This window comes from Bacillus sp. FSL H8-0492 (assembly GCF_038006145.1).
Taxonomy (GTDB): domain Bacteria; phylum Bacillota; class Bacilli; order Bacillales; family Bacillaceae_G; genus Bacillus_A; species Bacillus_A mycoides.
Map to the genome: position 1 here is coordinate 253,960 of NZ_JBBOUP010000001.1, position 18,910 is coordinate 272,869.

The window sequence follows — 18,910 nt, forward strand, 5'->3', positions numbered from 1 at the left end:
TGAGAGAACTATCTCTCAAGTTTAAATGTATGTTCTTTGAAAACTAGATAACAGTGTAGCTCATATTTTTTTAATTTTAGTTTGGTTAAGTTAGAAAGGGCGCACGGTGGATGCCTTGACACTAGGAGTCGATGAAGGACGGGACTAACGCCGATATGCTTCGGGGAGCTGTAAGTAAGCTTTGATCCGAAGATTTCCGAATGGGGAAACCCACTATACGTAATGGTATGGTATCCTTACCTGAATACATAGGGTATGGAAGACAGACCCAGGGAACTGAAACATCTAAGTACCTGGAGGAAGAGAAAGCAAATGCGATTTCCTGAGTAGCGGCGAGCGAAACGGAATCTAGCCCAAACCAAGAGGCTTGCCTCTTGGGGTTGTAGGACATTCTATACGGAGTTACAAAGGAACGAGGTAGACGAAGCGACCTGGAAAGGTCCGTCACAGAGGGTAATAACCCCGTAGTCGAAACTTCGTTCTCTCTTGAATGTATCCTGAGTACGGCGGAACACGTGAAATTCCGTCGGAATCTGGGAGGACCATCTCCCAAGGCTAAATACTCCCTAGTGATCGATAGTGAACCAGTACCGTGAGGGAAAGGTGAAAAGCACCCCGGAAGGGGAGTGAAAGAGATCCTGAAACCGTGTGCCTACAAATAGTCAGAGCCCGTTAATGGGTGATGGCGTGCCTTTTGTAGAATGAACCGGCGAGTTACGATCCCGTGCGAGGTTAAGCTGAAGAGGCGGAGCCGCAGCGAAAGCGAGTCTGAATAGGGCGTTTAGTACGTGGTCGTAGACCCGAAACCAGGTGATCTACCCATGTCCAGGGTGAAGTTCAGGTAACACTGAATGGAGGCCCGAACCCACGCACGTTGAAAAGTGCGGGGATGAGGTGTGGGTAGCGGAGAAATTCCAATCGAACCTGGAGATAGCTGGTTCTCCCCGAAATAGCTTTAGGGCTAGCCTTAAGTGTAAGAGTCTTGGAGGTAGAGCACTGATTGAACTAGGGGTCCTCATCGGATTACCGAATTCAGTCAAACTCCGAATGCCAATGACTTATCCTTAGGAGTCAGACTGCGAGTGATAAGATCCGTAGTCAAGAGGGAAACAGCCCAGATCGCCAGCTAAGGTCCCAAAGTGTGTATTAAGTGGAAAAGGATGTGGAGTTGCTTAGACAACTAGGATGTTGGCTCAGAAGCAGCCACCATTTAAAGAGTGCGTAATAGCTCACTAGTCGAGTGACTCTGCGCCGAAAATGTACCGGGGCTAAATACACCACCGAAGCTGCGAATTGATACCAATGGTATCAGTGGTAGGGGAGCGTTCTAAGTGCAGTGAAGTCAGACCGGAAGGACTGGTGGAGCGCTTAGAAGTGAGAATGCCGGTATGAGTAGCGAAAGACGGGTGAGAATCCCGTCCACCGAATGCCTAAGGTTTCCTGAGGAAGGCTCGTCCGCTCAGGGTTAGTCAGGACCTAAGCCGAGGCCGACAGGCGTAGGCGATGGACAACAGGTTGATATTCCTGTACCACCTCTTTATCGTTTGAGCAATGGAGGGACGCAGAAGGATAGAAGAAGCGTGCGATTGGTTGTGCACGTCCAAGCAGTTAGGCTGATAAGTAGGCAAATCCGCTTATCGTGAAGGCTGAGCTGTGATGGGGAAGCTCCTTATGGAGCGAAGTCTTTGATTCCCCGCTGCCAAGAAAAGCTTCTAGCGAGATAAAAGGTGCCTGTACCGCAAACCGACACAGGTAGGCGAGGAGAGAATCCTAAGGTGTGCGAGAGAACTCTGGTTAAGGAACTCGGCAAAATGACCCCGTAACTTCGGGAGAAGGGGTGCTTTCTTAACGGAAAGCCGCAGTGAATAGGCCCAAGCGACTGTTTAGCAAAAACACAGGTCTCTGCGAAGCCGTAAGGCGAAGTATAGGGGCTGACACCTGCCCGGTGCTGGAAGGTTAAGGAGAGGGGTTAGCGTAAGCGAAGCTCTGAACTGAAGCCCCAGTAAACGGCGGCCGTAACTATAACGGTCCTAAGGTAGCGAAATTCCTTGTCGGGTAAGTTCCGACCCGCACGAAAGGTGTAACGATTTGGGCACTGTCTCAACCAGAGACTCGGTGAAATTATAGTACCTGTGAAGATGCAGGTTACCCGCGACAGGACGGAAAGACCCCGTGGAGCTTTACTGTAGCCTGATATTGAATTTTGGTACAGTTTGTACAGGATAGGCGGGAGCCATTGAAACCGGAGCGCTAGCTTCGGTGGAGGCGCTGGTGGGATACCGCCCTGACTGTATTGAAATTCTAACCTACGGGTCTTATCGACCCGGGAGACAGTGTCAGGTGGGCAGTTTGACTGGGGCGGTCGCCTCCTAAAGTGTAACGGAGGCGCCCAAAGGTTCCCTCAGAATGGTTGGAAATCATTCGTAGAGTGCAAAGGCATAAGGGAGCTTGACTGCGAGACCTACAAGTCGAGCAGGGACGAAAGTCGGGCTTAGTGATCCGGTGGTTCCGCATGGAAGGGCCATCGCTCAACGGATAAAAGCTACCCCGGGGATAACAGGCTTATCTCCCCCAAGAGTCCACATCGACGGGGAGGTTTGGCACCTCGATGTCGGCTCATCGCATCCTGGGGCTGTAGTCGGTCCCAAGGGTTGGGCTGTTCGCCCATTAAAGCGGTACGCGAGCTGGGTTCAGAACGTCGTGAGACAGTTCGGTCCCTATCCGTCGTGGGCGCAGGAAATTTGAGAGGAGCTGTCCTTAGTACGAGAGGACCGGGATGGACGCACCGCTGGTGTACCAGTTGTTCTGCCAAGGGCATAGCTGGGTAGCTATGTGCGGAAGGGATAAGTGCTGAAAGCATCTAAGCATGAAGCCCCCCTCAAGATGAGATTTCCCATAGCGTAAGCTAGTAAGATCCCTGAAAGATGATCAGGTTGATAGGTTCGAGGTGGAAGCATGGTGACATGTGGAGCTGACGAATACTAATAGATCGAGGACTTAACCATATAATATGAAGCAACGTTATCTAGTTTTGAGAGAATATAAAAAACTTATTGACTTTAAATGTCGAATGAGTTATGATGATTCTTGTCTCAAATGAATATAGTCTGGTAATGATGGCAGAGAGGTCACACCCGTTCCCATACCGAACACGGAAGTTAAGCTCTCTAGCGCCGATGGTAGTTGGGACCTTGTCCCTGTGAGAGTAGGACGTTGCCAGGCTATTTATATCATCGCGGGGTGGAGCAGTACGGTAGCTCGTCGGGCTCATAACCCGAAGGTCGCAGGTTCAAATCCTGTCCCCGCAACCAAATGGTCCCGTGGTGTAGTGGTTAACATGCCTGCCTGTCACGCAGGAGATCGCCGGTTCGACCCCGGTCGGGACCGCCATTTTATATAAAGAAAAGAACGAAACAAGTTGTTTCGTATTTTTTTATTTGTTTTAACAAAAAACTAATAAAGACAGTCAAACTATCCTTAGGAAAACTCCTAAGGACTTTTTTATATATTTAAAACCTGTATAATAAAGAGCAGAGAACATTGTGAGTAAAGTAGGTGAAGTCTGTGAGTAAATATGAAATAACAACAAAATCTTCCGAAGAAACCCAGCGATTATCAGAAAAATTAGGGAGACTTGTAAAGGAAAAAGATGTAATTATTTTAGAAGGTGATCTTGGAGCTGGCAAGACGACTTTTACAAAAGGACTAGCAAAAGGTCTTGGAGTGAAAAGAGTCGTAAATAGTCCTACCTTCAATATTATTAAAGAATATAAAGGAAGATTACCGCTATATCATATGGATGTGTATCGTTTAGCGGAAAGTGAAGAAGATTTAGGATTTGATGAGTATTTCTATGGTGAAGGGATTACAGTAGTAGAATGGGCTCATTTAATAGAAGTATATTTACCGAATGAGAAGTTGCAAATTAGTTTATTCCATGCTGGAGATGATACAAGAAAAATTGTACTCGAGCCAATTGGAGATCGCTATATTAGATTATGTGAGGAGCTATTACAAGATGAAAGTACTAGCAATTGATACTTCAAATTACGTAATGGGTGTATCCCTTATTGAGGAAGGGAACGTGATTGGGGAAATCATTACAAATTTAACAAAAAACCATTCTGTACGTCTTATGCCAGCTGTAGAGAAACTGTTAAAAGAATGCGGTGTAAAACCGAAAGAATTGACTAAAATTGTTGTAGCAGCTGGACCGGGATCATATACAGGTGTTCGTATAGGTGTGACAGCGGCAAAAACATTAGCTTGGTCACTTCAAATACCAATTGTAGGTGTATCAAGTTTGGAAGTGGTGGCTGCAAATGGTACTAATTTTAATGGACTAATTTGTCCTTTATTTGATGGCCGACGTGGTCAAATTTACACGGGGTTATATACATATGAAGGAGAGCGTATAACTTCAATAGAAGAAGACCGAATTATTCTTATTGTTGACTGGTTGCAAATGTTAAAAGATAAAGAACAGCCTGTTTTATTTATTGGTAACGATGTTAAATTGCATAAAGAAACAATTGTAGAATATTTAGGTGATCAAGCTGTATTTGCTCCGTTCACTAAGAATAACCCAAGACCAAGTGAATTAGCATTTTTAGGATTACAAAAAGAAGAACAAGACGTGCATACGTTTGTTCCTAGCTATCTTCGTTTAGCTGAAGCTGAAACAAAATGGTTAGAAAGTCAAAAACAATAGGGGCCTACAGAAGATGGATATGATATTTAGAAAGATGGCACTCGATGATATTGCTCAAATTGTAGCTATTGAAGAAGCATCTTTTTCAACCCCATGGACTGCAGATGCCTTTCACCGTGAATTAGAGGTGAATGAACATGCACATTATGTCGTGCTAGAAAAAGATGGTCTCGTAATTGGATATTGTGGATTGTGGATAATTATTGATGAATCACATGTAACAAATATAGCTATCCTGCCGGAATACAGAGGTCAAAAGCTAGGGGATGCCTTATTAAAAGAAGTCATTTCCGAAGCGAAAGGTTTAGGAGTAAAAACAATGACACTTGAAGTACGCATGTCAAATGAAGTAGCAAAGCAGTTATACAGAAAATACGGATTTCAAAATGGTGGGATTCGTAAACGATACTATGCAGACAATCAGGAAGATGGTCTTGTAATGTGGGTGAATATATAATGGAAAAAAATACGATTATACTTGGTATTGAAACAAGCTGTGATGAAACAGCTGTAGCAGTTGTTAAAAATGGAACGGAAATCATTGCGAATGTCGTTGCATCGCAAATTGAAAGTCATAAGCGTTTTGGCGGAGTAGTACCAGAGATTGCATCCCGTCATCATGTAGAAGAAATCACAGTTGTGTTAGAAGAAGCTTTAAAAGAAGCGAATATCACTTTTGAGGATATTGATGCAATTGCTGTAACAGAAGGCCCAGGTTTAGTCGGAGCACTTTTAATAGGTGTAAATGCAGCGAAAGCTGTGGCTTTTGCTCATGATATCCCTCTAGTTGGTGTTCATCATATTGCTGGTCATATTTATGCGAATCGTTTAGTAAAAGAAGTACAATTCCCGTTACTATCGCTTGTTGTATCCGGTGGACATACGGAGCTTGTTTATATGAAAGAACATGGTTCATTTGAAGTGATTGGTGAAACGCGAGATGATGCGGCAGGAGAAGCTTACGATAAAGTAGCTCGTACATTATCAATGCCTTATCCAGGTGGTCCTCATATTGATCGCCTTGCGCATGAAGGAAAACCAACAATTGATTTGCCTCGTGCGTGGCTAGAACCTGATTCGTATGATTTCAGCTTTAGTGGATTGAAATCAGCAGTTATCAACACTGTGCATAACGCAAAACAGCGCGGTATAGAAATTGCACCAGAAGATTTAGCAGCAAGTTTCCAAGAAAGTGTAATAGATGTACTTGTAACGAAAGCGTCTCGTGCAGCAGATGCTTATAATGTAAAACAAGTGCTTCTTGCTGGTGGAGTAGCTGCTAATAAAGGGCTTCGTGCACGTTTAGCAGCAGAATTTGCACAAAAAGAAAATATAGAGCTAATTATTCCTCCTCTATCTTTATGCACAGATAATGCAGCGATGATTGCGGCTGCAGGTACAATTGCATACGAACAAGGAAAACGCGCTACATTAGCTTTAAATGCAAATCCAGGATTAGATATTGAAGCATAGTTATACACAAAATTAACCACAGCTTGTGGATAAAACCCGAATTATCTGTTGATAATTTGGGTTTTTTTGTGTACATAAAATGTGTATAACTTTTTATCTAGTTGTGGATAATGTGGAAAAGTTATTTGGAAGTTTATATTATAAAGGTGGATATGTGTATAACCTTGTGGATAACATAGAGGAAGTCTGACCTTTGAAGAAATTCTTTTTTGGGAAATAAAAAACAAAGAGATGTCCAAAAAACATTTTGAAACATCCTCCTCTTATTATATAAGGTGCTCCTATTGTCAATCCTTGTCGAATGGTTTGTATAATTTCATTTATTATGGTATTGATTCCAAAAAAGAAAATAAAAAGGAGGTCATCTCGTCAAAAAGCCCGACTTATGAGACATCCTCCTCTTTTAAATTCTCTTATATATGCAGTTCTTCCCATTCTGCCATACAAGCTTCAAGCTGTTCTTGCAGTGTTTGTTTTTTAGTTGTAATTTCACTAGCCTTTTCATAATCTGCATATATTTCTGGTAAGCAAAGTTGGTCTTCTAACGTAGCAATTTCTTCTTCTAAGCCTACGATATTTTGTTCCAGTTCTTCAATTTTTCGAGTACGTTGACGCTCTAACTGTTTACGTTCTTTTTCTTCGAGATAATTTAATTTTTCTTGTGCCACCACTTTTTGAACAGGTACTTCATCTTCTTGCTCTAGTTCCGCACGTTCAATCATTTCATTTTTCTTTTCAACGTAATAATCGTAATCACCTAAATATTCTTGTGCACCTTCTGTTGATAACTCAACAACGGTTGTCGTTACGCGATTAATAAAGTAGCGGTCATGAGAGACGAATAGAAGAGTACCTGGGTAATCAATTAAAGCATTCTCCAAAATCTCTTTACTATTTAAATCAAGATGGTTTGTTGGCTCATCGAGAATTAATAAATTGGATTTTTGCATCATAAGTTTTGCAAGAGCTAGTCGAGCCTTTTGTCCACCACTAAGAGAAGATACTGGTTTGAGTACATCATCCCCTGTGAATAAAAAGTTGCCTAGTATAGTGCGAATTTCTTTTTCAGGTTGCAGGGGATATTCATCCCATAATTCATTTAAAACTCGCTTCGAAGATGTTAAGTTGGCTTGTTCTTGATCATAATAGCCAACAGATACACTTGAGCCGAAAGCAACGTTTCCATGTAATAGCTGTAACTTATTCACAATGGATTTTAATAATGTAGATTTTCCAATTCCGTTTGGCCCAACTAAGGCAACACTGTCACCGCGAGTTAAGCGCATATTTACATGTTCAATAATCGGTTCCTGATAATAGCCAATAGTTGCATCTTTCACTTGTAAAACATCATTTCCACTTTGTTTTTCAATATCGAAGTGGAAGGAAGCTGATTTAGAATCGCCTAATGGTCTAGTTAATACTTCCATTCTGTCTAATTGTTTACGGCGACTTTGAGCGCGTTTTGTCGTAGATGCACGAGCTATATTTTTTTGTACAAAGTCTTCCAGTTTAGAAATTTCATCTTGTTGTTTTTCATAACGCTTCATTTCTTGCTCGTATAGAGCTGATTTTGAGTCTAAATATTTACTGTAGTTACCAACAAATCGTCGGCTTTCCTTATTAGAAATTTCGTATACTTGTGTAACAAGTTTATCTAAGAAATAACGGTCATGGGAAACGATTAAAATCGCGCCAGGATAGCCTTGTAAATATTGTTCAAGCCATGTTAGTGTCTCAATATCCAAATGGTTTGTAGGTTCGTCTAAAATAAGTAAGTCTGGTCTAGTTAATAATAATTTCCCGAGAGCTAATCGAGTCTTTTGTCCACCACTTAATGTGGAAATTTTCGTCTGATGCGTTTCAACTGGGAAGCCAAGACCGCTTAAAATTGAGCGTATATCCGCTTCGTACTGATAGCCGCCTTGATCTTTATAATCTAATTGTAATTGGTCATAATCAGCTAATAATTTCTCATATATAGCCGCATTTGAAAAGTTTTCTTCTTTTCCCATCTCTTGCTCTAGCCTTCGAAGTTTTGTCTCCATCTGCTGCAAGTGTGTAAAGACGGTTAACATTTCATCCCAAATTGTTAAAGACGTTTCGAGTCCAGTATTTTGAGCTAAATACCCCATTGAGACATCTTTCGGTTTTATAATTTCACCACCATCATGAGATAACTCGCCAGCTATTATTTTTAATAATGTAGATTTTCCAGCTCCATTTCGTCCGACTAATGCGATACGATCTTTTGTTTGTACTTCCAATTTTATGTTTGCAAGAATCGTTTCTGCACCGTATAATTTCGAAAGCCCATTCACTTGTAATAATATCAATGTTTTCACCTCAAATAATTTCTTAACTTTGCCATGTTTATATTTCTCAATCATACTAAAAATAGTGTATAGTTTAAAATAAAGAGAGAATACTTCTTCTCTTTATTATACAAGGAAATTCATGAGTACTAAACTTCTGTATTTGATTCAAGTATAAGAATAAAGATAGGAAGAGAGGAGAGGTTATATGGATCAGCAAAAAATTCCACAGGCCACTGCCAAACGATTGCCTCTATACTATCGATTTATCCAAAACTTATCTCTTTCTGGTAAGCAACGTGTTTCATCAGCCGAATTGAGTGAAGCGGTAAAGGTTGATTCCGCAACTATTCGAAGAGATTTTTCATATTTTGGAGCGTTAGGGAAAAAAGGATATGGATATAACGTAAATTATTTATTATCATTTTTCCGTGAAACACTCGACCAAGATGATATAACACGCGTGGCACTTATTGGAGTAGGTAATTTAGGGACCGCTTTCTTACATTATAATTTCACGAAAAACAATAATACAAAAATTGAAATGGCGTTTGATGTTAGTGAAGAGAAAGTTGGAACAGAAATCGGAGGCATTCCTGTATATCATTTGGATGAATTAGAAGAACGTTTATCAACTGATATACAAGTGGCAATATTAACGGTACCCGCTACAGTAGCGCAATCTGTGGCAGATAGATTGGCAGAAACGAACGTGCATGGTATTTTAAATTTCACACCAGCACGCTTAAATGTGTCAGAGAATATAAGGATTCATCACATTGATTTAGCTGTAGAGTTACAAACTCTTGTTTACTTTTTGAAGAATTATCCACAATAAAACGCAGAGGAGATGACCTCTGCGTTTTATTATTGTTTTTTCTTTGTGAATTTAACTAAGATAAGGCGAAGTGCCAAATTAAAATCAATTGTTGCCATAACTGCAAATAGTATTGTCCACATATTCCAGATTGTATCTGTTACGTTCGTAATGGCGAAGCGTGTAAAGATACATCCAAGAAGAAAGTACAATGCAGCCATGAACAATGGTGAGTTTCTCATACTAAAAATCCTCCGATAAAGCCTTGCATTTTTTCAGCTTCTTTAATCATTTCTTGAATTTGCTCATTGCTCATAAAAATTTGTCCAATAGCGACTAATGTATTCATTGCCACATGGGCTGCTATAGGAACGATAATGCGTTTCGTTTGTACATATAAAAAGGCGAATACAAGCCCCATAGAAGTGTATACCAATAAGTGAGTAAAATCAAAATGAATCGCCGCGAATACAAGTGAACTAATGATAGCAGCAACAAAGAAATTAAATCTCTTATAAAGTGTGCCAAATAAAATTTTTCTAAATACGATTTCCTCTAAGATAGGTCCGATTATAGATACAACAATGAGGAACCAAGGTGTCGTTCTTGCAATTTCCATCAGCTTCATTGTATTTTCCGAACCTTGTTTAATTCCTAGTAGACGCATTTCGATCATACCGGCAATTATTTGGGAAGAGAAAGCTAAGAGAATACCGATTATAATCCAACCAACTGTAGCTGGGATCGTAACACGCATTTTATCTAAATGCCTGTCACGAATATCTATTCTAAGTAACCAAAGCACGATACATAATGCAACAAAGAAGCTAATGATTGCCCAATGTCCCGTTATGATTTGACCTTTTTCCTCCATGGTAAATCCTCTATTATCATAGAGTCCTGTTTTTAGGAGTAGTGGTAAGCCAACAATTCCAGATAACTGCATTAAAATGTATGTAACGATAATCCACCAATATTGTTTCTTCAAATGGTTTAACCATCCTTTCTAACTCTAGTGTATGAGATAAGGTAGGATAACATGTAAATATGCTACCTACGATATAAACTTTCATTTGAATTATATTTTTTTTGTAAATAAGTATTTGAAAATAAAATAGGAGACAGGAAAAAGTTGTACGTTTAGCGAAAACAACTTAGGGTGTCTTTCATATTGTAACATACAAGAAGTGGGAACAACGATTCATATAGTAAAGGCAGTAGGAGAAGTAATGATATATAGGAAAGTGCATAAAGTAATTTGCGAAAAAATTATGATTTTTTTACTTGCAAAAGAAATTGAGATTATTTATTATTAGAAGTGTGTTAGCACTCGTGTGACTTGAGTGCTAATAAATAAAATTTACATAACAAAATGAGGAGGTTATTGTTCATGCTAAAGCCATTAGGTGATCGCGTTGTAATTGAACTTGTTCAAGCAGAAGAAAAAACAGCAAGTGGTATTGTATTACCAGAAACTGCAAAAGAAAAACCACAAGAGGGTAAAGTTATTGCAGTAGGTACAGGCCGAGTGCTTGAAAATGGTGAGCGTGTTGCTTTAGAGGTAGCAGCAGGTGATCTTATCATCTTCTCAAAATATGCAGGTACTGAAGTGAAATACGAAGGTACAGACTACTTGATTTTACGTGAAAGTGACATTTTAGCAATTATCGGTTAATTATATACATTTTAAAAATCCAAGGGGGTCAATTATTATGGCAAAAGATATTAAATTTAGTGAAGAAGCACGTCGTTCGATGCTTCGCGGTGTCGACACTCTTGCAAACGCAGTAAAAGTAACGCTTGGACCAAAAGGTCGTAACGTTGTACTTGAGAAAAAATTCGGTTCACCACTTATTACAAATGACGGTGTAACAATCGCAAAAGAAATCGAATTAGAAGATGCATTCGAAAACATGGGTGCGAAATTAGTAGCAGAAGTTGCTAGCAAAACAAACGATGTAGCTGGTGACGGAACGACAACTGCAACTGTATTAGCGCAAGCTATGATTCGTGAAGGTCTTAAAAACGTAACAGCTGGTGCAAACCCAATGGGTCTTCGTAAAGGTATCGAAAAAGCTGTTACTGCTGCAATTGAAGAATTAAAAGCGATTTCTAAACCAATCGAAGGTAAATCTTCTATCGCACAAGTAGCTGCTATTTCTTCGGCTGACGAAGAAGTAGGTCAATTAATCGCTGAAGCAATGGAGCGCGTTGGTAACGACGGCGTTATTACTTTAGAAGAATCTAAAGGATTCACAACAGAATTAGACGTAGTAGAAGGTATGCAATTTGATCGTGGATATGCATCTCCTTACATGATTACTGATTCTGACAAAATGGAAGCAGTTCTTGATAACCCATACATTTTAATTACTGACAAAAAGATTTCTAACATCCAAGAAATCTTACCAGTATTAGAGCAAGTGGTACAACAAGGTAAACCACTTCTTATCATTGCTGAAGATGTAGAAGGCGAAGCGTTAGCTACATTAGTAGTGAACAAACTTCGTGGTACATTCAATGTAGTTGCTGTTAAAGCTCCTGGATTTGGTGACCGTCGTAAAGCGATGCTAGAAGATATCGCAATCTTAACTGGTGGCGAAGTAATCACTGAAGAATTAGGACGTGACTTAAAATCTGCTACAGTTGAATCTTTAGGACGTGCTGGTAAAATTGTTGTAACGAAAGAAAACACAACTGTAGTTGAAGGTATTGGAAATTCACAACAAATCGAAGCTCGCATCGGTCAAATCCGCGCGCAATTAGAAGAAACTACTTCTGAATTCGATCGTGAAAAATTACAAGAGCGTCTTGCTAAACTTGCGGGCGGTGTAGCAGTAATTAAAGTAGGTGCAGCAACTGAAACTGAGTTAAAAGAGCGCAAACTTCGCATTGAAGATGCACTTAACTCAACTCGTGCAGCAGTAGAAGAAGGTATCGTTGCAGGTGGTGGTACTTCACTTATGAACGTATACACAAAAGTAGCTTCTATCGTAGCTGAAGGCGACGAAGCAACAGGTATCAACATCGTACTTCGTGCACTAGAAGAGCCAGTTCGTCAAATCGCAATCAACGCTGGTCTAGAAGGATCTGTAGTTGTAGAGCGTCTAAAAGGCGAAAAAGTAGGCGTTGGTTTCAACGCAGCTACTGGCGAATGGGTTAACATGCTTGAGTCTGGTATCGTAGATCCAGCTAAAGTAACTCGCTCTGCACTTCAAAACGCAGCATCTGTTGCAGCTATGTTCTTAACAACTGAAGCTGTAGTAGCTGACAAACCAGAACCAAATGCACCAGCAATGCCTGACATGGGCGGCATGGGCATGGGTGGTATGGGCGGAATGATGTAATTCCGTTCTCCCGAAAAACATCCACTTCTATATAGAAGTGGATGTTTTTTTATGTTTTTGAGCGCAGGAAAATAATTTCTGTAGAATTTTGTCGCTTTCTCTCTTGACCATACTGATACTTCATTGTTAGAATCTAGGAAGATAATATAAAACAATCCTTCATATATCCTCGATGATATGGTTTGAGAGTCTCTACCGGGTTACCGTAAACAACCTGACTATGAAGGCAGTGCGTCTTATATTTATAAAGAGCGGAAGACTATCTTTCTTTATAAAGCCAGACCCCTGCCTTTTCTTTGTCATGAGACTAGAGGCGGAGGACTGGCTTTTTTTATTATATTAGTAATGCTTTTCGCCAAATTGGTGAAAATATTTATATACGAGAACTAACGTTGGGGTGATTATTTTGAAGAAGCAGCATGATACAATTATCGTTTTAGATTTTGGGAGTCAGTACAATCAGTTAATTGCACGTCGAATTCGTGAGTTCGGTGTATACAGTGAACTTCATCCACATACAATTACTGCAGAAGAAATTAAAGCAATGAATCCAAAAGGGATTATCTTCTCTGGTGGACCAAATAGTGTATACGGTGAAGGCGCATTACATTGTGATGAAAAAATCTTTGAACTAGGATTACCGATCTTCGGTATTTGTTACGGTATGCAGCTTATGACACAACACTTCGGTGGTAAAGTAGAACGTGCAAACCACCGTGAGTATGGAAAAGCTGTTCTTAAAGTAGAGAACGAATCAAAATTATATGCGAACCTTCCAGAAGAGCAAGTTGTATGGATGAGCCATGGTGACTTAGTAACTGGTTTACCTGAAGGATTCGTAGTAGATGCAACAAGTGAGTCTTGTCCAATTGCTGGTATGAGCAATGAAGGGGAAAACTTATACGGTGTACAATTCCACCCAGAAGTACGTCACTCTGAGCACGGAAACGATTTAATTAAAAACTTCGTATTCGGCGTATGTGGTTGTTCTGAAGGATGGAACATGGAGAACTTTATCGAAGTAGAATTAGAGAAGATCCGTGAAACTGTTGGAGACAAAAAAGTATTATGCGCACTTAGTGGCGGTGTAGACTCTTCTGTTGTAGCAGTATTAATTCATAAAGCGATTGGTGACCAATTAACATGTATTTTCGTGGACCACGGTTTACTTCGTAAAGATGAAGCAGAAGGTGTTATGAAAACATTTAGCGAAGGCTTCCATATGAACGTTATTAAAGTGGATGCACAAGAGCGCTTCATGAACAAGTTAAAAGGTGTAGAAGATCCAGAGCAAAAACGTAAAATCATCGGTAATGAATTCATTTACGTATTTGATGATGAAGCTTCTAAATTGCAAGGAATGGACTTCCTAGCGCAAGGTACACTTTACACGGACATCGTTGAAAGTGGTACAGCAACTGCACAAACAATTAAATCTCACCATAACGTTGGTGGACTTCCAGAAGACATGCAGTTCAAATTAATTGAGCCTTTAAATACTTTATTTAAAGACGAAGTACGTGTATTAGGATCAGAACTAGGAATTCCTGATGAAATCGTATGGCGTCAACCGTTCCCAGGTCCAGGACTTGGTATTCGTGTATTAGGTGAAATTACAGAAGAGAAATTAGAAATCGTTCGTGAATCTGATGCAATTTTACGTGAAGAAATTATAAAAGCAGGATTAGACCGCGAAGTTTGGCAATACTTCACTGCGCTTCCTGGTATGCGTAGCGTAGGTGTTATGGGTGACGAGCGTACTTACGATTACACAGTAGGTATCCGTGCAGTAACATCTATCGATGGTATGACAGCTGACTGGGCACGTATCCCTTGGGACGTATTAGAGAAAATCTCTGTACGTATCGTAAACGAAGTAAAACACGTTAACCGTATCGTGTATGATATAACAAGTAAGCCACCAGCAACTATTGAGTGGGAATAGTATTGTAATAAAAAAGATCCATCTATCGTTCATGTATAGATGGATCTTTTTGTTTTTACCCTTAATACGAACGAAAATATAAAAGTTTATAAAAATGTTCGTTTTTAAATTGACAAAACCACCTCCTCGAGTTAATATGAGTATGTAATTCAAACGAAAAGTGAATATTATGCCGTCGTATAATATCGGGGATATGGCCCGAAAGTTTCTACCTAGCTACCGTAAATGGCTTGACTACGAGGCGTTTTGATAAAGATGAGGGGAAACTTGTCTTTATTCATAGAACGCTTCCATGTATATGCAATGGAAGCCTTTTTTATTTTTATAGATAAAAGAGGGCTAGGGGAAATACGGCGAGTAATCATATAACGGGGGAAACGTAAGATGAAACGCTATTTTCAGTTTGATGAACTCGGCACAAATTATAAAACAGAGTTCATAGCAGGGTTAACGACATTTCTATCTATGGCTTACGTACTATTTGTCAATCCTGCTACGCTGTCGCTTGGAAATGTTAAAGGGTTACCGGCAGGTACAGGCATGGATCCAGGTGCAGTGTTCGTTGCTACAGCATTAGCAGCGGCGATTGGTTCGTTAATTATGGGGATATTTGCGAAGTATCCGATTGCTTTAGCGCCAGGTATGGGAATAAACGCGTTCTTTGCTTATACAGCGGTGTTAACGATGGGAATTCCGTGGCAAACGGCGATTGCTGGAACATTAATGTCAGGTATTATCTTTATTATTCTTACTGCTTCAGGTATTCGTGAAAAAATTATTAATGCAATTCCAGTAGAGTTAAAGTTTGCAGTAGCGGCGGGTATCGGATTATTCATTGCCTTCCTTGGATTCCAAAATGCCGGAATTATCGTAAAGAATGATGCTGTCCTTGTTGGATTGGGGGATTTAACGAAGGGCACAACGTTATTAGCAATTTTCGGAGTTGTTATTACAATCATCTTCATGATTAAGAAAATAAATGGTGCTGTTTTCTACGGCATGATTCTTACGGCAATTTTAGGAGTAGCAACAGGATTAATTGATACTCCGAAAGCTGTGGTGGGAGCAATACCGAGTCTAGAACAGACGTTCGGTATGGCGTTAACTCACTTTGGAGACATTTTTACTGTTCAAATGGCGATTGTTATTATAACGTTCTTCTTTATCGATTTCTTTGATACAGCAGGTACGCTTGTAGCCGTTGCAAATCAAGCGGGATTAATGAAGAACAATAAATTACCACGTGCAGGAAAAGCATTATTTGCAGATGCGATTGCAACTGTAATTGGTGCAATTCTAGGTACATCAACAACAACGTCTTATATTGAATCTTCTGCAGGGGTAGCAGCGGGTGGACGTTCTGGATTTACAGCAGTTGTAACAGCAGGGTTCTTCTTACTGGCACTATTCTTCTCACCACTATTAAGTGTTGTGACACCAGCTGTAACAGCGCCAGCATTAATTATTGTAGGGATCTTGATGGTTTCATCTTTAGGCGAAATTGATTGGAAGAAATTCGAGATTGCAGTACCAGCATTCTTTACTATCATTTCAATGCCACTTACGTATAGTATCGCAACAGGAATTGCAATCGGGTTTATCTTCTATCCAATTACAATGGTTGTGAGTGGTCGTCGTAAAGAGATTCATCCAATTATGTATGTTATGGGAGTTTTATTCGTACTATATTTCATCTACGTTCGTAAATAAAAGGGGTTTTTTGAAAGGTCTAGACTTGAGGGGAGTCTAGACCTTTTTTGCGTCTTCAGAAAATCTTAAGGATTTCCGAGCGTTTTTCTTCAGAAGTTTTCTTATAATAGAAGTTAGGGATTAAAAAAGTGATGGGGGAGATAGTATGGCTGGGGAAACAATACTTGTCGTAGATGATGAAAAAGAAATTAGGAACCTTATTACAATTTATTTAAAGAACGAAGGATATAAAGTACTGCAAGCAGGGGACGGAGAAGAAGGGTTACGTATATTAGAAGAAAATGAAGTGCACTTAGTCGTATTAGATATTATGATGCCGAAAGTAGATGGTATTCATATGTGTATGAAAGTAAGGGAAGCGAAGGAAATGCCGATTATTATGCTTTCGGCAAAAACGCAAGATATGGATAAAATTTTAGGATTAACAACAGGTGCAGATGATTACGTAACGAAACCATTTAATCCGTTAGAGTTAATCGCAAGAATTAAATCTCAGTTACGTCGTTATATGAAGATGAATGGTTTTGCTATTCAAAATGAGGATGAGTTAGAAATTGGAGAGATGAAAATAAACATCTCCACTCATACAGTCATTGTGGATGGAGAAGAAGTGAAACTGACCCCGAGGGAATTTTCAATTTTAGAATTACTAGTTCGTAATCCGGGGATGGTCTTTAGTGCGGAACAAATTTATGAAAAGGTTTGGAACGAAAGATCTTTCCAGTCGGATAACACGGTAATGGTTCATATTCGGAAAGTGCGTGAAAAGATTGAGGAGAATCCAAGGAAGCCAATATATATAAAAACAGTATGGGGAGTGGGGTATAAGATTGAAAAAGATATTTAATCCATTTACTTATGTTAGGAAAATTCGAGAATTAATTGGAAAGATAGTGAAGAGTGTGAAACGGAGTATACGAATTCAACTTATTACTGCGTTTACTGCTTGTGCGTTGTTAGGGATTTTGTCAGCGAAGGCAGCAGCGCCGTTTTTTGAGAATGCGAATCGAGAGGCGACGATCGATTATCGGGTTGGTATGGAACAAATTAATCAACAAGCTCAAAGCGTGGCAAATAGTTCAGTTCATGAAAATAAATTAGAAGCTATATCAACTATGATTGAAATAGAGAATCAAAATTTAGAACAAAACTCTAGAGCTTTAAAAGTATTGGTCACTGACGAGAGCGGTAAAGTTTTATATAAAACGAAGCAGGCGCAAGAAGAGCAAATTGATTTGCATAATACAATTCGTAATGCATCATCGTTTGCGATTAATTATATGAATGGTAGAAAAGAATTTGAAAGTACGAGAAAAGAATTTATAGCTTTTGCACCTATTACAATAGAAGATAAGAATTTATACATGTTTGTTAGTGGGATTCCAGAAGGTGAAGTAATATATGATACGCAAGAAGGACCGTTTCCGTTTTTCATAGGTGTACTTGTATTTATTTTCTCTTTCTTCTATATAACAAAGAGAAAGATGAAGCAAATTGAAGCGATGGCACAAGGTGTAAAGGAAATAGAAAAAGGAAACTTAGCGTACCGTATTGAGAAAAAAGGTGAAGATGAGATTGCGTCTTTAACTGAGAATATTAATAATATGGCGGAAGAGCTTATGAATAATATAGAAAAGGAACGTAAATTAGAGAAGCAAAAGAATGAGCTTATTACGAATGTATCACACGATTTACGTACACCACTGACTTCTATAATGGGTTACTTGCGATTACTTCGAGATTCTAAATATGAAAGTAAAGAACAACATGATGAGTATACGAGAATTGCTTTTGCGAAGTCGGAGCAGTTAAAGAATTTAATAGAAGATTTATTTGAGTATACGAAGTTAACAAATGAGCAAGTTATATTGGAAAAACAAGAGGTTTGTATAAATGAGTTATTGGAGCAATTAATAGAAGAGTTAGTACCACAAGCGGAAGAGCATGGCCTTATGTTTGTTAAGAAGTTTCCTGAGGAACGTGCATATGCGATGATTGATTCGGAAAAGATGGTTCGTGTATTCGACAACTTACTAATGAATGCAATTAAGTATAGTAAAGATGACGGAGAGATAAAAGTTTCTCTTCAAAGGCAGCGCAGGAATATACAAATTGTTATTGCGAATCATAGTGAAGAGTTTACGAGAGAAGAGTTAGGGAACTTGTTTGAACGGTTTTATAAGAAAGATCAATCTAGAAGTAGAGTAACAGAAGGTTCGGGGCTCGGATTAGCTATTGCGAAAAGTATTGTTGAGTTGCAAGGTGGTAGTATTCGAGCTGAGTATGAGGACGGGATCGTTCAGTTCATCGTTTCATTACCAATTATAGAAAAATAATAAATGAATAGAATGTTATAGGATAAAAAGGCTTATTTTAAAAGGGATAAGCCTTTTTATATTTTTTTAGAAAAACATATTGACGATTAGAGTTTAGAGGTGTAATATAGGACAAGTCGCCGATAGCAACAACGCAGAAAGCGACAAAAGAAAATGAAAAACTTAGTTGACATTGAAATATGAAAATGTTAACATAAGGGAGTCGCAAATGAGCGGCAAACAAGTTCTTTGAAAACTGAACGAAACAAACAACGTG

General features: G+C 39.3%; 15 protein-coding genes, 2 tRNA genes, 2 rRNA genes and 2 riboswitches. Of the genes, 16 read left to right on the top strand and 3 right to left on the bottom strand.

Features of this window, described 5'->3' with window-relative positions; genetic code table 11:
• Window positions 1–83: 83 nt before the first annotated feature.
• The 8 genes from MHH66_RS01485 to tsaD all read left to right on the top strand — a co-directional run bounded on the left by MHH66_RS01485 (window position 84) and on the right by tsaD (window position 6,184).
• Window positions 84–3,005: ribosomal RNA gene (locus MHH66_RS01485) — 23S ribosomal RNA — on the top strand.
• 101 nt (window positions 3,006–3,106) lie between these two features.
• A 5S ribosomal RNA gene (gene rrf / locus MHH66_RS01490) occupies window positions 3,107–3,222 on the top strand.
• A 12-nt stretch (window positions 3,223–3,234) separates the two neighbouring features.
• Window positions 3,235–3,311: transfer RNA gene (locus tag MHH66_RS01495), tRNA-Met, on the top strand.
• Between the two features lie 3 nt (window positions 3,312–3,314).
• Window positions 3,315–3,390: transfer RNA gene (locus tag MHH66_RS01500), tRNA-Asp, on the top strand.
• A 174-nt stretch (window positions 3,391–3,564) separates the two neighbouring features.
• Entirely contained in the window at window positions 3,565–4,038 is a 474-nt protein-coding gene (tsaE, locus tag MHH66_RS01505; protein ID WP_016101417.1) for a tRNA (adenosine(37)-N6)-threonylcarbamoyltransferase complex ATPase subunit type 1 TsaE, read from the top strand.
• Window positions 4,019–4,711 (top strand): tRNA (adenosine(37)-N6)-threonylcarbamoyltransferase complex dimerization subunit type 1 TsaB, encoded by a 693-nt coding sequence (gene tsaB / locus MHH66_RS01510; protein ID WP_002124827.1) that lies wholly within the window; start codon window positions 4,019–4,021, stop codon window positions 4,709–4,711. Before tsaE ends, tsaB begins: the two co-directional genes overlap by 20 nt.
• A gap of 13 nt (window positions 4,712–4,724) precedes the next feature.
• The gene (rimI, locus tag MHH66_RS01515) at window positions 4,725–5,168 is read left to right on the top strand and encodes a ribosomal protein S18-alanine N-acetyltransferase (protein WP_002063534.1); all 444 of its coding nucleotides are present in this window, start codon (window positions 4,725–4,727) and stop codon (window positions 5,166–5,168) included.
• On the top strand, window positions 5,168–6,184 hold the full coding sequence (gene tsaD / locus MHH66_RS01520) for a tRNA (adenosine(37)-N6)-threonylcarbamoyltransferase complex transferase subunit TsaD (RefSeq protein WP_002009991.1): 1,017 nt from the start codon (window positions 5,168–5,170) through the stop codon (window positions 6,182–6,184). Before rimI ends, tsaD begins: the two co-directional genes overlap by 1 nt.
• Window positions 6,185–6,597: 413 nt before the next feature.
• Here the strand turns inward: tsaD and MHH66_RS01525 are convergent, their stop codons facing one another.
• Window positions 6,598–8,520, bottom strand: a complete 1,923-nt coding sequence (locus tag MHH66_RS01525) for an ABC-F family ATP-binding cassette domain-containing protein (protein WP_098169066.1) — start codon at window positions 8,518–8,520, stop codon at window positions 6,598–6,600.
• Between the two features lie 187 nt (window positions 8,521–8,707).
• On the opposite strand from MHH66_RS01525, the gene MHH66_RS01530 reads away from it, so the two are divergent.
• Window positions 8,708–9,337 carry a redox-sensing transcriptional repressor Rex gene (locus MHH66_RS01530; protein WP_000372704.1) on the top strand — a complete coding sequence of 210 codons (630 nt, stop codon included), beginning with the start codon at window positions 8,708–8,710 and terminating at the stop codon, window positions 9,335–9,337.
• Between the two features lie 29 nt (window positions 9,338–9,366).
• On the opposite strand, the gene MHH66_RS01535 is transcribed toward MHH66_RS01530, so the two are convergent.
• Both MHH66_RS01535 and MHH66_RS01540 read right to left on the bottom strand, forming a co-directional pair.
• Complete coding sequence (locus MHH66_RS01535; protein ID WP_001246201.1) at window positions 9,367–9,558, bottom strand: YdiK family protein; 192 nt, start codon at window positions 9,556–9,558, stop codon at window positions 9,367–9,369.
• Entirely contained in the window at window positions 9,555–10,304 is a 750-nt protein-coding gene (locus MHH66_RS01540; RefSeq protein WP_002063533.1) for a CPBP family intramembrane glutamic endopeptidase, read from the bottom strand. Before MHH66_RS01540 ends, MHH66_RS01535 begins: the two co-directional genes overlap by 4 nt.
• A gap of 199 nt (window positions 10,305–10,503) precedes the next feature.
• Here MHH66_RS01540 and MHH66_RS01545 point away from each other — a divergent pair, with 199 nt between their 5' ends.
• The 7 genes from MHH66_RS01545 (at window position 10,504) to MHH66_RS01575 (ending at window position 18,654) form a co-directional block, all read left to right on the top strand.
• Complete coding sequence (locus MHH66_RS01545; RefSeq protein WP_340866606.1) at window positions 10,504–10,632, top strand: hypothetical protein; 129 nt, start codon at window positions 10,504–10,506, stop codon at window positions 10,630–10,632.
• Window positions 10,633–10,706: 74 nt separating this feature from the next.
• Window positions 10,707–10,991: a co-chaperone GroES gene (groES, locus tag MHH66_RS01550; RefSeq protein ID WP_002009985.1), complete on the top strand. Its 285-nt coding sequence runs from the start codon at window positions 10,707–10,709 to the stop codon at window positions 10,989–10,991.
• 37 nt (window positions 10,992–11,028) lie between these two features.
• Window positions 11,029–12,663 (top strand): chaperonin GroEL, encoded by a 1,635-nt coding sequence (gene groL, locus MHH66_RS01555; protein ID WP_002029451.1) that lies wholly within the window; start codon window positions 11,029–11,031, stop codon window positions 12,661–12,663.
• Window positions 12,664–12,802: 139 nt separating this feature from the next.
• Window positions 12,803–12,904: riboswitch (purine riboswitch) on the top strand.
• Between the two features lie 165 nt (window positions 12,905–13,069).
• Window positions 13,070–14,608, top strand: a complete 1,539-nt coding sequence (gene guaA / locus MHH66_RS01560; protein WP_012260212.1) for a glutamine-hydrolyzing GMP synthase — start codon at window positions 13,070–13,072, stop codon at window positions 14,606–14,608.
• A gap of 155 nt (window positions 14,609–14,763) precedes the next feature.
• Window positions 14,764–14,865: riboswitch (purine riboswitch) on the top strand.
• A gap of 127 nt (window positions 14,866–14,992) precedes the next feature.
• On the top strand, window positions 14,993–16,318 hold the full coding sequence (locus MHH66_RS01565) for an NCS2 family permease (protein WP_078185966.1): 1,326 nt from the start codon (window positions 14,993–14,995) through the stop codon (window positions 16,316–16,318).
• 145 nt (window positions 16,319–16,463) lie between these two features.
• A complete protein-coding gene (locus MHH66_RS01570) occupies window positions 16,464–17,165 on the top strand; it encodes a response regulator transcription factor (protein ID WP_002009978.1) in 702 nt (233 codons plus the stop codon).
• Window positions 17,149–18,654 (top strand): sensor histidine kinase, encoded by a 1,506-nt coding sequence (locus MHH66_RS01575; protein WP_078185965.1) that lies wholly within the window; start codon window positions 17,149–17,151, stop codon window positions 18,652–18,654. Before MHH66_RS01570 ends, MHH66_RS01575 begins: the two co-directional genes overlap by 17 nt.
• Window positions 18,655–18,910 lie beyond the last annotated feature (256 nt).

Coding starts and splice junctions, on each gene's coding strand:
- tsaB (WP_002124827.1), top strand. CDS start 4,019: ATGAAAGTACTAGCAATTGATACTTCAAATTACGTAATGGGTGTATCC.
- rimI (WP_002063534.1), top strand. CDS start 4,725: ATGGATATGATATTTAGAAAGATGGCACTCGATGATATTGCTCAAATT.
- tsaD (WP_002009991.1), top strand. CDS start 5,168: ATGGAAAAAAATACGATTATACTTGGTATTGAAACAAGCTGTGATGAA.
- MHH66_RS01530 (WP_000372704.1), top strand. CDS start 8,708: ATGGATCAGCAAAAAATTCCACAGGCCACTGCCAAACGATTGCCTCTA.
- MHH66_RS01535 (WP_001246201.1), bottom strand. CDS start 9,558: ATGAGAAACTCACCATTGTTCATGGCTGCATTGTACTTTCTTCTTGGA.
- groES (WP_002009985.1), top strand. CDS start 10,707: ATGCTAAAGCCATTAGGTGATCGCGTTGTAATTGAACTTGTTCAAGCA.
- groL (WP_002029451.1), top strand. CDS start 11,029: ATGGCAAAAGATATTAAATTTAGTGAAGAAGCACGTCGTTCGATGCTT.
- MHH66_RS01565 (WP_078185966.1), top strand. CDS start 14,993: ATGAAACGCTATTTTCAGTTTGATGAACTCGGCACAAATTATAAAACA.
- MHH66_RS01570 (WP_002009978.1), top strand. CDS start 16,464: ATGGCTGGGGAAACAATACTTGTCGTAGATGATGAAAAAGAAATTAGG.